This is a genomic window from Curtobacterium sp. MCPF17_002 (assembly GCF_003234115.2).
In the GTDB taxonomy this organism is placed as follows: Bacteria; Actinomycetota; Actinomycetes; order Actinomycetales; family Microbacteriaceae; genus Curtobacterium.
Genome location: NZ_CP126251.1, coordinates 2,045,555 through 2,059,666 on the forward strand (window position 1 = coordinate 2,045,555; position 14,112 = coordinate 2,059,666).

11 protein-coding genes and 1 tRNA gene are annotated in these 14,112 nt (G+C 71.6%); 2 read left to right on the top strand and 10 right to left on the bottom strand.

Translation table 11 applies throughout. The annotated features are described in order from the left end of the window. Nucleotides 1–17 precede the first annotated feature (17 nt). Complete coding sequence (locus tag DEJ28_RS09620; RefSeq protein WP_111116446.1) at nucleotides 18–962, top strand: proteasome assembly chaperone family protein; 945 nt, start codon at nucleotides 18–20, stop codon at nucleotides 960–962. A gap of 118 nt (nucleotides 963–1,080) precedes the next feature. On the opposite strand, the gene mshC is transcribed toward DEJ28_RS09620, so the two are convergent. The 3 genes from mshC to DEJ28_RS09635 form a co-directional block, all read right to left on the bottom strand. Then, entirely contained in the window at nucleotides 1,081–2,325 is a 1,245-nt protein-coding gene (mshC, locus tag DEJ28_RS09625; RefSeq protein ID WP_111116445.1) for a cysteine--1-D-myo-inosityl 2-amino-2-deoxy-alpha-D-glucopyranoside ligase, read from the bottom strand. Then, complete coding sequence (locus DEJ28_RS09630) at nucleotides 2,322–3,152, bottom strand: undecaprenyl-diphosphate phosphatase (RefSeq protein ID WP_111116444.1); 831 nt, start codon at nucleotides 3,150–3,152, stop codon at nucleotides 2,322–2,324. Before DEJ28_RS09630 ends, mshC begins: the two co-directional genes overlap by 4 nt. A gap of 74 nt (nucleotides 3,153–3,226) precedes the next feature. Continuing rightward, nucleotides 3,227–4,543 carry a M20/M25/M40 family metallo-hydrolase gene (locus DEJ28_RS09635; RefSeq protein ID WP_111116443.1) on the bottom strand — a complete coding sequence of 439 codons (1,317 nt, stop codon included), beginning with the start codon at nucleotides 4,541–4,543 and terminating at the stop codon, nucleotides 3,227–3,229. A 159-nt stretch (nucleotides 4,544–4,702) separates the two neighbouring features. Here DEJ28_RS09635 and DEJ28_RS09640 point away from each other — a divergent pair. Continuing rightward, nucleotides 4,703–4,788: transfer RNA gene (locus DEJ28_RS09640), tRNA-Leu, on the top strand. A gap of 227 nt (nucleotides 4,789–5,015) precedes the next feature. Here the strand turns inward: DEJ28_RS09640 and DEJ28_RS09645 are convergent. The 7 genes from DEJ28_RS09645 to DEJ28_RS09675 all read right to left on the bottom strand — a co-directional run bounded on the left by DEJ28_RS09645 (nucleotide 5,016) and on the right by DEJ28_RS09675 (nucleotide 14,058). Continuing rightward, nucleotides 5,016–5,606, bottom strand: a complete 591-nt coding sequence (locus tag DEJ28_RS09645) for a hypothetical protein (RefSeq protein WP_111116442.1) — start codon at nucleotides 5,604–5,606, stop codon at nucleotides 5,016–5,018. 11 nt (nucleotides 5,607–5,617) lie between these two features. Further along, complete coding sequence (locus tag DEJ28_RS09650) at nucleotides 5,618–6,757, bottom strand: zinc-dependent alcohol dehydrogenase (protein WP_111056438.1); 1,140 nt, start codon at nucleotides 6,755–6,757, stop codon at nucleotides 5,618–5,620. A 155-nt stretch (nucleotides 6,758–6,912) separates the two neighbouring features. Then, entirely contained in the window at nucleotides 6,913–8,241 is a 1,329-nt protein-coding gene (locus DEJ28_RS09655) for an NAD(P)/FAD-dependent oxidoreductase (protein ID WP_111116441.1), read from the bottom strand. 97 nt (nucleotides 8,242–8,338) lie between these two features. Further along, nucleotides 8,339–8,557 carry a hypothetical protein gene (locus DEJ28_RS09660; RefSeq protein ID WP_111116440.1) on the bottom strand — a complete coding sequence of 73 codons (219 nt, stop codon included), beginning with the start codon at nucleotides 8,555–8,557 and terminating at the stop codon, nucleotides 8,339–8,341. 7 nt (nucleotides 8,558–8,564) lie between these two features. Continuing rightward, the gene (locus tag DEJ28_RS09665; RefSeq protein WP_258368138.1) at nucleotides 8,565–10,481 is read right to left on the bottom strand and encodes a DEAD/DEAH box helicase; all 1,917 of its coding nucleotides are present in this window, start codon (nucleotides 10,479–10,481) and stop codon (nucleotides 8,565–8,567) included. A gap of 17 nt (nucleotides 10,482–10,498) precedes the next feature. Beyond that, nucleotides 10,499–11,749 (bottom strand): DNA polymerase IV, encoded by a 1,251-nt coding sequence (gene dinB / locus DEJ28_RS09670; RefSeq protein WP_111116439.1) that lies wholly within the window; start codon nucleotides 11,747–11,749, stop codon nucleotides 10,499–10,501. Then, nucleotides 11,746–14,058 carry an FUSC family protein gene (locus DEJ28_RS09675; protein WP_111116438.1) on the bottom strand — a complete coding sequence of 771 codons (2,313 nt, stop codon included), beginning with the start codon at nucleotides 14,056–14,058 and terminating at the stop codon, nucleotides 11,746–11,748. Before DEJ28_RS09675 ends, dinB begins: the two co-directional genes overlap by 4 nt. Nucleotides 14,059–14,112 lie beyond the last annotated feature (54 nt).

A 14,112-nucleotide genomic window follows, 5' to 3' on the forward strand; every position in this document is an offset into this window, starting at 1 on the left:
ACCAGGAGGTCCCGTCCGTGCCACAGCACTCCCCCTTCAGCGACGGACGACTGCTCGTCGTCGCGTTCGAGGGCTGGAACGACGCCGGAGAAGCGGCGAGCGGTCTCGCCAGGCGCATCGTCGAGTCGCTCGAACTCGACGAGCTCCGCGAGCTCGACGGTGAGCGGTACGTCGACTACCAGTTCAACCGCCCGAACGTCGGCTCCGACGAGAGCGGCGCCCGCGGCGTGCAGTGGCCGCGCATCGTCCTGTACGGCCCCGGTGCCGAGGGCCGTCCCGTGATCGGCGCCACCGGCTCCCCCACCGAGCGCGACGTGTTCGTGCTCGTCGGCCCCGAGCCCTCCCGCACCTGGCGCGGCTTCTGCGCCGAGATCATCGACCTCGCCGACGTGTACTCGATCGACGCGGTCGTGTTCGTCGGGGCGATGCTCGCCGACGTGCCGCACACCCGCCCGATCTCGGTCTTCGTCTCGAGCGAGAACGCCGGGGTACGCGCCGCGTTCGACGTCGACCGTTCGACCTACGAAGGGCCGACCGGCATCCTCGGGGTCCTCGCCGACGCGATGGACAAGGCCGGTCTCACCACGCTGTCCCTCTGGGCCTCGGTGCCGCACTACGTGCACAACTCGCCGTCCCCGAAGGCCACACTCTCGCTGCTCGACAAGATCGAGGAGCTCACGGACGTGACCGTCCCGCGGGGCACCCTGCTCGACGACGCGACCGAGTGGGAGGACGGGATCGACGCCCTCGCGGCCGACGACGAGGACATGGCGTCCTACATCGGGCAGCTCGAGCAGGCCCGGGACACGGTCGACTCGCCCGAGGCCTCGGGTGACGCGATCGCGCAGGAGTTCGAGCAGTACCTCCGCCGTCGGGAGCGCAAGGACGGCAAGGACGGCGGCGCAGCCGGCGGGTCCGCCGGCGGTGAGGGGCCGTGGCGGCCCCCGCAGCCACCGCAGTAGACGCGACAGGTCGACGGACTGGAGGCGCGGTGCCGGCTGGCACCGCGCCTCCAGTCCGTTGGTGGGTCACGTCGGGCGCAGGGCGCCCCGCATGGTCGCGGAGTCTGCGACCGGCGCGTCAGGCGAGTCGGATGCCGAGCAGGGCGTCGACGAGGTCGACGAGCTCCGGCGTGACCGCGGTCCCGCCGGCGACGGCCGTGTCGACCGCGGCGACGGCACCGGGCGTGTCGAGGTCGTCCGACACCCGGGCACGGATGCGCGTCGCGACCTCGGCCGCGTCGTCGACGTGACCGGCGTCGGCCCCGGATGCCCACGCATCCCAGGTCGCGAGCCGCGTCGTGGCGCTCGTGAGCTCGGCGTCGAACCACTCCCAGTCGTCGGAGTACTTGTGCGACAGCAGCGCGAGCCGGATCGCCCGGGGGTCGGCGCCGTCGTCGAGCAGCCCTCGCACCGTGACGAGGTTGCCGAGCGACTTCGAGATCTTCTCGCCCTGGTAGGCGATCATCCCGGTGTGCACGAACGCGGCCGCGAGGGGCTGGTGCGCGAGCGCGGCGGCGTGCCCGGCGCTCATCTCGTGGTGCGGGAAGACCAGGTCGCTGCCACCGCCCTGGACGCTGATCGGCAGACCGAGTCGGTCGCCGGCGATGACGCTGCACTCGATGTGCCAGCCGGGGCGGCCGGGGCCGACCGCGCTCTCCCAGGCCGGCTCCCCCGTACGGGCCGCACGCCAGAGCAGCGGGTCGAGGGGGTCGCGCTTGCCGGCACGGTCGGGGTCCCCGCCGCGCTCGGCCGACAGCGCGAGCATCGTCTCGCGGTCCAGGCCGCTCTCGTCGCCGAGCGCCCAGGCCTCGGTCGGACGGTTCACGTCGAAGTACAGGTCGTCGCCGTCGGACTCGGGCGTCGGGACCGCGTAGGCGTACCCGGTCTCCTGCAGGAACGCGACCGCTTCGGCGATCCGCTCGACCTCGTCGGTGACCGCCACGAAGTCGTCCGGCGGGAGGACGCGGAGCGCCTCCATGTCACGGCGGAAGAGCTCGATCTGCGAGGCGGCGAGCTCACGCCAGTCGACACCGTCCCGAGCAGCGCGCTCGAGCAGCGGGTCGTCGACGTCGGTTGTGTTCTGCGCGTACTCGACCTCGAGCCCGGCATCACGCCAGACCCGTCCGAGCGTGTCGAACGCCAGGTAGGTGGCCGCGTGGCCGAGGTGGGTTGCGTCGTACGGGGTGATGCCGCACACGTACAGCGCGGCTCGCTCCTCACCACCGGTGGGGTCGACGGGCTTCCCGCTCGCCGTGTCGTGCACGACGGGGCGTGGGGCGGAACCGGGGACTTCGGGGACGGACGGGACCTGCCAGGCCCTCACGGCTGGATCACTCCGAGCGACAACAACACGAGGAGAACGATACCGAGTGCGATCCGGTAGACCACGAAGGGCATGAAGCTGCGCTTGCTGATGTAGTTCATGAACGCCGCGATGACCACGAAGCCGACGAGGAAGGCCACCACCGTCGCGATGAGCGTGTCGGCGAGACCGAACGGCGCCCCGGAGTCGCCGAGACTCGTCGCGGCCTCGTACAGCCCGGACAGGAACACCGCGGGCACGGCGAGCAGGAACGCGAACCGCGCGGCGGCCGGACGGGTGTACCCGAGCGCGAGGCCCATCGACACCGTCGCCCCGGACCGCGAGACACCGGGCACGAGGGCCAGCACCTGCGCGAGACCGATGAGGATGCCGCCGCCGAACGTCATGTGCTCGATGCGCCGGACCTTGCGCCCGAGGACGTCGACCACGCCGAGCACGATGCCGAACGCCACGAGGACGATCGCGACGATCCACAGCGACCGGAACGTCGTCTCGATCGAGTCCTTCAGCAGGAGCCCCGCGATGCCGATCGGGATCGTGCCGAGGATCACGAGCCAGCCGAGTCGGGCGTCCGGGTCGTTCCGCGGCACCGTCTTCCCCGAGAGCGACCGGAACCAGCGCCCGATGATCCGGGTGATGTCCCGCCAGAAGTAGATGAGCACGGCGGTCTCGGTGCCGAGCTGCGTCACCGCGGTGAAGGCCGCGCCGGGGTCCTTCGCGTCGGGCAGGAACAGCCCGACGATGCGGAGGTGGGCGCTCGACGAGACGGGCAGGAACTCGGTGAGCCCCTGGACGAAGCCGAGGAAGATCGCCTCGAGGATGTGCATCGGGCTGGCCTTTCGGGAGGTCGGTCAGGACACAGTCGGTCAGGACACCGCCACGAAGGCGACCATCAACAATATCAGTACGTTCCGAGGAGGTCGCCGAGGACGCGCCGACCGAACGCCAGCGAGTCGAGCGGCACCCGCTCGTCGACGCCGTGGAACATCGCGGGGAAGTCGATGCCGGCCGGCAGCTGCAGCGGCACGAAGCCGTAGCCGGCGATGCCGAGCGTCGAGAGCGCCTTGTTGTCCGTCCCGCCGGAGAGCAGGTACGGCAGCACCGGGGCGCCCGGGTCGTGGCGGCCGAGGACGTCGCGCACGGCGTCGACCAGCGGGCCGCCGAAGTCCTGCTCCAGCCCGATGTCGCGGAACGACATCACGACCTCGACGTCGTCACCGGCGAGCTCCCGCACGCGCTCGAGCACCGTTTCCTCGTCGCCGGGGAGGCACCGGATGTCGATGAGCGCCTCGGCGTGGTCCGGGATCACGTTGTGCTTGTACCCGGCGGTCAGCACGGTCGGGTTCGTCGTCGTGTGGAGCGCCGCGTGGATGAACCGCGACGCCGACCCCGTCGCCAGTGCGACCTCGTCCGGGCCGGTCACCGCCGGGTCCACCCCGAGGAACCGAGCCACCTCGGCCACCATCGCGTCCGTCGTCGCCGACAGCCGGACGGGCCACTCCTCGCTGCCGATGCGTGCGACCGCGGCCGCGAGCTTCGTGACGGCGTTGTCGCGGATCACGTGCGAACCGTGGGCCGCGGTGCCCGTCGCGACGAGCTTGATCCACATCAGGGCCTTCTCACCCGTCTGCAGCAGGTACGCGCGCCGGTCGCCGAGCGTGATCGAGTAGCCGCCGACCTCGCTGATCGCCGCGCTCGCCCCGGCGAAGACCTCCGGGTGGTTCTCCACCACGTGGTGGGAGCCGAGCACGCCGCCGGCCTCTTCGTCGGCGAAGTAGGCGATCACGAGATCCCGCTCGGGAGCACCCTGGCGCTCGATGACGTCGGCGAGGGACGTCAGCATCATGGCGTCCATGTTCTTCATGTCGACCGCGCCGCGGCCCCAGAGCATGCCGTCCTTCACCTCGCCGCCGAACGGGTCGACCGACCAGTTCGCCGGGTCGGCCGGCACGACGTCGAGGTGCCCGTGCACGACCAGCGCGGGCTTGTCGCGGTTCCGTCCGGGGACCCGTGCGACGACGCTCACCCGGTCCGGCTCCGACTCGAACAGCTGCGGTTCCAGCCCGAGCCCGCGGAGCTTCGCCTCGACGTAGTGCGCCGCCTCGGTCTCGCCGCGGGACTTGCCCTCGCCCCAGTTCGTCGTGTCGATGCGGATGAGGTCACGCGCGATCGCCGCCGTGGCCTCGAGGTCGGTCAGCGTCGCCTCCGGGTTCGTCATGCCCCCACGGTATCGGTCACCGCCGACCCCGCCGCATCCCGTGACCCCACGGGACGCGCCCGGGATACGCAGCCGTGTTCATCGACCGTTCGGACCCGTGCTAGTGTCTTCTCTCGGCAGGAACGCCGGGGAAAACCCGGTTCGATCGCCACACATCCAGTCCGGATGGCGGAATTGGTAGACGCGCTAGCTTGAGGTGCTAGTGCCCGTATTAGGGCGTGGGGGTTCAAGTCCCCCTTCGGACACACGAAATGGAATGCCCCTGGCCCGTCGGCCGGGGGCATTTCGTGTTTGTGCTTCCCGGCGAGGTGGGTGCGGGCGCATGGAGCGACACTGCACGAGTCGAGCGACACGTGGGATGTCGCAACATGCACACGCAACGGTTGCGCGCGCATGGAGCGACATCCCACTCGTCGAACGACGTGTGGGACGTCGGAACATGCGCGCGCCGCCCCGCGCCTCCAGGCCGTGGTCAGTGACGCCGCACGCGACGCAGGCGCCGCACGAGCAGGACGACCCCGCCGAGCGCGGCCAGCCATCCCCAGTTCGCCACCAGCGGGTCGAGGAGGCCGTGCCTCCAGTCCCGACGCGACGACCCGAGCCGCGACGCCACCGGATGGGTTCCGGCCTCGACGCGCACACCGGTCTCACGGATCACCCGGTCCGGCCGCCCGTGCAACGCGTCCGTCACCCGGTGCGTGGCGACGTCGATGCGGTCGCCCACGACGAGGAGCATCCAGTGCGCCAGCCGCCCCTCGCTGAAGCGGCGGTAGGCGTACCGCCGGACCGCTCCGGCGAGTCCGTGCAACGGCTGCGCCGTGCCGAACACCGGCGTGACGTGCGCGTGCTCGATCGACCGCTCCCGTCCGGAGGCTCCGTCCTGCTGCGGCGGCACGTCCCAGTGCGCACCGGTCGCGGCGCCTGCCGCGCGTGACAGCTTCGGGACCGAGGGGCGGTCCGCCGGGTCGAGGTCGCTCCCCCACCCGGGGATGCGGGCACGGAGCTCCTCGGCGGACGGCACCCGTCGGGGTGGATCGGCGATGTACGGGGTGTGGTCGGACATGTCGGGCCTCCTCACGGCACGACGACGGTCTTGATGCAACCGTCGAGCTTGGACGAGAACAGGTGGTAGCCCTCGGCGATGTGCTCGAGGGGGATGCGGTGCGTGATGATGTCGCTGGGCTTGAAGTGCCCGGCCTGGATGTGCTCGAGCAACCGCGGCCACTGGCGCTTCACGTGCGCCTGGTTCGTGTGGATCGTGACGCCCTTGTTCATCGCGTCCCCGAACTTCACCGCGCTCGGGATCGGCCCGTACGCACCGACCGCCGAGACCGTGCCGCCCTTGCGGACGCCGTCGATCGCCCAGTTGAGCGCCGTCGGGGACCCGCCCTGCAGCTTCAGCTTCGAGGCGGTGACCTGCTGGGTGAAGTTGCCGTCCGCCTCGGCTCCGACAGCGTCGATCACGCTGTCCGCCCCCAGGAAGTCGGTCTGCTTCTTCATCTCGAGCACGACGTCGTCGACCTCGGCGAAGTTGATCGTCTCGGCGTGCGCGAAGCTCCGGGCCTTCTCGAGCCGGTACTCGAGCTGGTCGACGACGATCACCCGGCCGGCTCCCATGAACCACGCCGACCTGGCGGCGTAGAGCCCGACCGGCCCGGCACCGAGCACCACGACGGTGTCGCCCTCGCGGATCGACGCCAGCTGTGCCCCGAAGTACCCGGTGCTCAGTGCGTCCGTCATCATCAGGGCGTCGTCGTCGTCGAGCCAGTCCGGGATCACCTGCGGTCCGACGTCGGCGAACGGCACCCGCACGCGCTCCGCCTGCCCGCCGTCGTACCCGCCGGTGGTGTGCGAGTACCCGTAGATCCCGCCGACCGCGGTCGCGTTCGGGTTCACGTTGTGGCAGTTCGCGAAGAGTCCGCGGGCACAGAACCAGCACGTCCCGCAGAAGATGTTGAAGGGGACCATCACGCGGTCCCCGACCGACAGGGTCTCGACGGACGAACCGACCTGCTCGACGACCCCGATGAACTCGTGGCCGAACGTGTGCCCGACCCGGGTGTCGGGCATCATGCCGTGGTACAGGTGCAGGTCCGAGCCGCAGATCGCCGCCCGCTCGACGCGGACCACGGCGTCGTTCGGGTGTTCGATCCGCGGGTCCGGCTTCTCCTCGACGCGGACCCGGTAGGGGCCGCGGTACGTCATGGCGCGCATGGACGCTCCTCTCACTCGTCCGTCCACGCTGGCGCGCGCCACGTTGGAACGGACACAGGACCGCAGATGGCGGACAGGCGGTGGGCGTCCGCACAGACGGACGGGAGGCGCGGTGCCAGCTGGCACCGCGCCTCCCGTCCGATCTGTGGGTGCGTCTAGCTCTTCGACGCCTCGACGAACGTGCGGCGCGGGTCGGTCTCCTTGATGAGGGAGGTCGCATCGCGACCCGACACGGCACCGGTGACCCAGCCGATGACGATGCGGGCCTTCCGGTTGAGGGTCGGCATCGCGTACACGTGGTACGCGCGGTGCGCGAGCCACGCCAGCAGGTTGGTCATCTTGATGCCCTTGATGTTCGCCGCGCCCTTGGCGACGCCGTACGAGGCGACCGTGCCGATCGACGGGTGGCGGTACTCCTCGAGGGGCTTGCCGGTGATCGTCGCCACCACGTTGTCCGCGGCCACGACGGCCTGACGGACGGCGTTCTGCGCGTTCGGCGGGTAGTACGCCGGCTGCTTGTCGGCCGTCAGGTCGGGCACCTGCGCGACGTCGCCGAGGCCCCAGACGCCCGGGACGACCTCGTGGGTGTCCTCTGCCTCGACCTGCAGCTTCGCGTTCGCCGCGAGGTGGCCCTTCGGCCCGCGCGGCAGGTCGGACGCGTCGAGGAGCGGGTTCGGCTTCACGCCGGCCGTCCAGACGAGGAGCCCGGTGGCGAACTCGTCACCGTCGGAGAGCTTCACCACGCCGCCCTCACAGCTGGGCATCGTGGTCTTCAGACGGACGTCGATGCCGCGGGCGCGAAGCGACTCGAGCGTCCACTTCGACAGTTCCGGGCCGACCTCGGGCGCGACACGGTCGAGTGCGTCGATGAGGACCCAGCGCGGGTGCTCGCCGGCGAGCGACGGGTACGTCTTGATGGCGGCCTGCGACACGTCGAAGAGCTCACCGATCGCCTCGACGCCGGTGTAGCCACCGCCGACGAAGATGCTCGTGAGCAGACGGCGACGCTCGTCCTCGTCGCGGGTGGCAGCGGCCTTCGCGATGTTGTCGAGGAGCTTCGCGCGGACGTAGGCGGCCTCCTCGACGCTCTTGAAGCCGATGCCGTACTCCTCGAGACCGGGCGTCGGGAACGTGCGGGTGACCGAGCCGAGCGCGACGACCAGCTGGTCGTAGCCGAGCGTGCGGTCGTCGCCGCCGGCCGTGGCGATCGTGACGGTCTTGTCGGCCGACGTGATGCCGGTGACCTTGCCCTGGATCACACGGGTCTTCCGGAGCGCACGACGGAGCTCCACCGTGACGTCCTTCGGGGCGATGTGGCCGCCGGCGACCTCCGGCAGGAAGGGCAGGTACGTGTAGTACGTGTTCTGGTCCACCAGCGTGATGCGCATCGGCACGGTCGCAGCGTGCTTCTGCAGCTGCTTGACGGTGGTGTAGCCAGCGGAGCCGCCGCCGAGGACGAGGACGTGAGGGATCGAGTCTGCCATTCCCCCGGTCTACCGGAGAATGCCTTGGTGTGTCATGAGGCCGCGCCGTCGTCACCCCGGTACTCGGCGGATCCAACCCCGAGAATGCCTTGGTGTGTCATGAGGCCGCGCCGCCGCGGCGGTGATCCCGCACGCGCCACCACGCCGTTTCGGCGAGTTCGAGGCCTGTGTAGACGCCGTGCGGGGTGCGTCGGGACTCGGTCAACGAGAACCGACGGAGCCGGTAGCCACCGCCGAAGCGGTCGATGATCGCTTCGGGGGACGATTCGGCGTCGCGCTTGACGTACCAGGTGCGGTCGTCGACCGGCTCGATCACGCCGCGGTCACCGGCGGCCGCCGATCCGGGACCGCAGCAGGTCGATGCGCTTCTGGATCTGCTCGATGCTCGCCTGCGCCACGGCCGGGCCGCCGCTGATCCGCCGGAGTTCGGCGTGGATCGCGCCGTGCGGCTCGTTCGAGTGCCGCGACCAGATGGAGACGAGACGGTGCAGCTCGGACCGCTGCTCCTTGATCGTCTGGTACATCGGCCGGTTCTCGGGTTCCTTCGCCGTGGGCATGCCGTCCTTGGGCAGGCGACCCTTGGCGCGCTTGGCCTGCGTCGCCTGCCGAGCGCGGAGCAGGTCGCGCACCTGGTCGGGTTCGAGGAGCCCCGGGATGCCGATGAAGTCGAGCTCTTCGAGTGAGCCGACCTCTCCCCCGGTGCCGAACTCGCCGCCGTCGTAGAGCACCCGGTCGAACGAGGCCTGCGAGTCGAGCGCCTCGAACGGCTGCACCTCGAGCAGGCTCTCGGACGCGCGGTCCTCCTTGTTGGCCTCGGCGACCATCGCGTCCTCGGGGTTGTACATCCCGTCGTCGGCGTCCTTCGGGCGGTCCAGCGCGTGGTCGCGTTCGAGCTCGAGCGACGCGGCCAGCGCCATCAGGCCGGGCACGCTCGGCAGGAACACCGACGCGGTCTCACCACGACGGCGGGCGCGCACGAAGCGACCGATGACCTGGGCGAAGAACAGCGGGGTGCTGGCGCTCGTGGCGTAGACGCCGACGCAGAGGCGCGGGACGTCGACGCCCTCGGACACCATGCGGACGGCGACCATCCAGCGGGACGTGTCCTCACCGAACGCCTGGATCCGGCTCGACGCCGCGACCTCGTCGGAGAGCACGACGGTGGGTCGTTCGCCGGTGATCTGCTGCAGGATCCGGGCGTAGGCACGGGCCGTGGTGGTGTCCGTGGCGATGACGAGGCCACCGGCGTCCGGGACGCCGCGCCGGACCTCGGTCAGGCGCTTGTCGGCGGCGGAGAGGACCGCGGGCATCCACTCGCCCTCCGGCGAGAGGGCAGTACGCCATGCCTGGGCGGTGATGTCCTTCGTCACCGGCTCGCCGAGCGACGCCGACATCTCGTCGCCCATGCGCGTCTTCCAGCGCATCTGCCCGGCGTAGGCCATGAACAGCACGGGACGGACGACGCCGTCCTTCAGCGCCCGGCCGTACCCGTAGTTGTAGTCCGAGATCGAGGTGCGGATGCCCTGCTCGTCGGGGGCGTACTGCACGAACGGGATCGGTGCGGTGTCCGAACGGAACGGGGTGCCCGAGAGCGAGAGCCGTCGTGTGGCCTTCGAGAAGGCCTCCCTGATGCCGTCGCCCCACGTCAGGGCGTCGCCACCGTGGTGGACCTCGTCGAGGACGACCAGGGTGCGCCCGCCCTCGGTGATCTTCTGGTGGACCTCGGGGTTCATGCCGACCTGGGCGTACGTGATCGCCACGCCCTGGTAGTGCCGGCCGAACATGCCGTCACCGTTCTTGAACATCGGGTCGAGGCGGATGCCGACGCGGTCCGCCGAGTCCGCCCACTGCCGCTTGAGGTGCTCGGTCGGGGCGACGACCACGATCCGGTCGACGGTGCCGCGGGCGAGGAGCTCGGTCGCGAGGCGGAGGGCGAAGGTGGTCTTGCCGGCGCCGGGTGTCGCCGCGGCGAGGAAGTCGCGCGGTTCCTTCTCGAAGTACTTCGTCAGCGCCTCGACCTGCCAGGCGCGCAGCTTCGACGCGGTGCCCCAGGCAGCGCGGTCGGGGAACGCCGGAGAGAGGTGCTGGACGGCCGAGTTGCCGGCGGCTTCGGCCGCGGCCGCGGCGTCCTGGTGTGCGGCCGCCGGGGTGCTGTCGTGCGCGGCCGCCGGGGAGTCGTCCCACAGCGCCGCGGACTCGTTGTCGGCCCCTGGCTGATCGGTGTACTCGGCTGCGCTCACTGCTGGAGATTCTACCGTCACCCTCGGTCCTGCCGAGCGTGCGGGACGTGCCCCTCGGGCGTGCCGCGGACGAGCGATGCCGGTCGCAGCACGCCGGCGCCGAAGCGCGCGGCGACGGCGTCGACCGTGGTCTCGGTCTCACGCCACGGCGCGTCGTCGTCCCAGAGCGCGTTGCTCGCGGCGGCCGGCACGAGGTTCTCGGCGCGGACACCGATGAGCCGGATCAGGTTGCCGGGCTGGTGCAGCACGTCGTACAGCTCGACGGCTTCGCGGTGCAGGCGCTTCGCGACGTCGGTGGGTTCGGCGAGGGTCCGGGAGCGGGTGAGGGTGGTGAAGTCGGTGTAGCGGACCTTGAGCGCCACCGTGCGGGCCTGCACCTCGGCGCGGCGGAGCCGGACGGCGACCTTGTCGGCCAGCCGGAGGAGTTCGCGTGCGACGTCGTCGCGTTCGGTGAGGTCGTGGCCGAAGGTGACCTCGTGCCCGATCGACTTCTCCCCGACACCGCTCTCGACCGTGCGGGGGTCCCGCCCCCACGAGAGGTCGTGCAGCCGTTGGCCGCCGGCGGGGCCGAGTGCGGAGACGAGGGACCCGAGCGGCGTCGTCGCGAGGTCACCGACGGTCCGGATCCCCCGGCGTTCGAGGGTCTCCTGCGTCTTGCCGCCGACGCCCCAGAGCGCGGAGACGGGTTGCGGGTGCAGGAACGCCACGGTGTCGGCCGCGGGCACCACGAGGAGACCGTCCGGCTTCGAGCGACTGGACGCGAGCTTCGCGACGAACTTGGTCGACGCGGCGCCGACGGAGCAGTGCAGGCCCGTCTCCTCGAACACGGCCGCACGGATCGCCCGGCCGATCTCCCACGGGGTGCCGTAGAGCCGCATGGCCCCGGCGACGTCGAGGAAGGCCTCGTCGATGCCGAGCTGCTCGACCCGCGGTGTGAAGCGGTCGAAGACGGCCATCACGGCGGCGGACTTCGCGCGGTACTTCTCGAAGTGCGGCTCGACGATGATCGCGGCCGGGCAGCGGCGCTTCGCGACGGCCATCGGCATCGCGGAGTTCACCCCGTACTTCCGGGCCTCGTACGTGGCGGCGGTGACGACGGACCGGTCCGAGTCGTGCCCGACGATGACCGGCAGCCCGACGAGATCCGGGCGGTCGAGGAGTTCCACCGAGGCGAAGAAGGCGTCCATGTCGACGTGGAGCACGCTGGCGGTCAGGTCGTCGACGGGCGCGTCGGAGACCAGCCGGTTGCGTCCGTCCTGCTTGCTCACACGGAGATGATGCCAGCCCCCGCCGACATCGCCGCGACGACCGTGGCGTGGTGCCGGTCCGCGAGCAACGCGAGCGCCTCGTCGATCCGGCCGAGCGCGTGCACGGCCGTCTCGATCGCCCGCTCGTCCGGCCGTCCGGACGCTGCGGCCACCGCCTCGTCGAGCTGGTCGCCCACCCGCACCCACACCGAAGCCGGCGTCGCGGACCGGGGCCCGGCCACGATGCCGTCGGCGAGCTGCGAGATCGAGGAGGCGAGGCTCTCGGCTGCACCGCGCAGGGCGGCGGGCGGGTCCTGCGGAGCCGCGCCGAGCCTCCCGGCCGCCTCACGCGCGAAGGCCGCAGCCGCCTGCAGCGAGGCGCGCGTCCTGGCGTCGGCGCGCGCCGGCCCACCGGTCGGGAACCGGACCATCGGTCGCAGGACCGCGTCCAGCTGGTACGTGGCGGCGTCCACGGCACGAGACCGGGAACGCAGGCCGGTCACCGGGCCGTCGTCGGTCGGACTGGAGGCACGGTCCGCCTCCGCCGTGTCGCCCGCCTCCGCCTCCGCCTCGGCATCGAGCCCCACGAGCGCGAGTACGAACGCGCGGACCGTGACCAGCTGCCGCCGCACCGCCCGCCGGATGACGGCGCGGGTGGCGATCGGGAAGACGACCGCGCTGACGAGCACCGCGACCGCGGCGCCGAGCAGGTTCTCGGCGAGGCGCATCGGGATGAGGGCGCCGGTGAGGGTGCCGGAGAACGCGTACACCTGGCAGAGCACGACCACGAGGCACGCGGCCCAGACCGAGTACACGCCGCCGAACCCGTACGTGCCGACGGCGAGGAGGACGCAGACGAGCACGATCGTCACCCACGGGTGCGTGGTGCCGAGCAGGTGCACGAGGGCGATCCCGACCGCTCCCCCGATGACCGTCCCGACAGCGCGGTGGAGCGCCTTCCGGATCCGCTCGTGCGTGGTGTTCGTGCCGGCGAGGACGATCATCACGCCGATGACGCCCCAGTAGAACCGGCTGCCGTCGAGCATCAGGGCCAGCGGCTCGACGATCGCGACGGCGATGGCGGCGTGCGCGGCGGTCCGGAGCGACGCCGTCAGGTGCCAGCGTCGCCACGGTCCCTCGGCGACGGCGTCCGCGACGACCGGGACGGCTCCGGCCGGTCGCCCGCCGACCAGGACGACGGGCGTGGCGAACGGCACGCCGGCACCCCGTCGGGGCAGCTCGTCGCGGAGCTCGCGCCAGCGGAGTCCGGCGGACCGCAGGTCGGAGAACTCGGCGGCAAGGCGCCGCACGATCGCCGTCGTCCCGGTCCCCTCGTCGGCCGCCGATGCCCCTGTGCCGGAGCGGTCGAGCAGGATCTGCGCCGCATCCTGACCGTGGCTTCCACCGTGCCGGAGGACGACCGTGAAGGCCCGGAGCGCAGCATGCCGGGTGTCCGACGGCGCGTCCTGCTCGACGAGAGCGCCGGCCCCGCGCGCGAGCTCGTCGATCGCGAAGTGCGTGTCGAACACCAGGCGGTGCAGCTCCTCGGTGGCGGCGTCGGCGTCGACCCCGCTCGCGGCGAGCATGCCGTCCACGGTCAGCGCGATCTCGTGGTACCGATCACGGGCTCGTCGGAGCCGGCGGAGGGCACGGCGACGGGCGCGCGGGACGTCCGCAGCGGCTGTCGCGGCCAGGACCGCTGCGGAGGCCTCGAGGACGTCCGACCCGCGGGCGACGAACCCGCGACGGGTCCGGAGCAGCGCACGGTGCGGGTTCGGCCGGAGCAGGAGCCGGACCACGATCGTCGCCGCGAGGGACGCCGCGACGACGAGCCCGATCGGGACGACGCTCGTCTCGGGCAGCGGCAGCAGGAGGCCGCACAGGTACCCGGCGAACCCGACGACGGCCGCGTCCGCCGCCCACGCTCCCCATGACGCAGCCGCGAACTGCAGGAACAGCAGCACCACGATCAGGACGAGTTCGAGGAGCCGGAACGGCTGCAGGGCGATGCTCCCCGCCAGGGCGACGACGAAGGGTACGAGGGTCGCCCCGGTGCGCGCCGCGGTCCGGCCGGTGCTCGGGTCGACGATGACCAGGCAGGTGATGAAGGCCGGCATCGCGCCGATCATCACGCCGAGGATCGCCGGCAGGCCGAACACCGCCGCGACGGCGTACCCGACGGCCATGCCCGCTGGGACGGCGACGAGGGTCCGGAGTGCCCCGTCGGTCTTCACGAGGCCGGGGTCGAGCGCGAGGGCACGGTCGGTCAGTCGACGGGTGCGGGTCCGTCGTCGCGGGGCGGTCCTGTTCGTGGTCTCGGTCCTCGGCACGCTCCAGCCGCCTCCTGTGCGCTCGGGAGGCAATAGTACCGCAGGCAAACTAGT

Coding starts and splice junctions, on each gene's coding strand:
- DEJ28_RS09630 (WP_111116444.1), bottom strand. CDS start 3,152: ATGCACATCCTCGAGGCGATCTTCCTCGGCTTCGTCCAGGGGCTCACC.
- DEJ28_RS09635 (WP_111116443.1), bottom strand. CDS start 4,543: ATGACGAACCCGGAGGCGACGCTGACCGACCTCGAGGCCACGGCGGCG.
- DEJ28_RS09645 (WP_111116442.1), bottom strand. CDS start 5,606: ATGTCCGACCACACCCCGTACATCGCCGATCCACCCCGACGGGTGCCG.
- DEJ28_RS09650 (WP_111056438.1), bottom strand. CDS start 6,757: ATGCGCGCCATGACGTACCGCGGCCCCTACCGGGTCCGCGTCGAGGAG.
- DEJ28_RS09655 (WP_111116441.1), bottom strand. CDS start 8,241: ATGGCAGACTCGATCCCTCACGTCCTCGTCCTCGGCGGCGGCTCCGCT.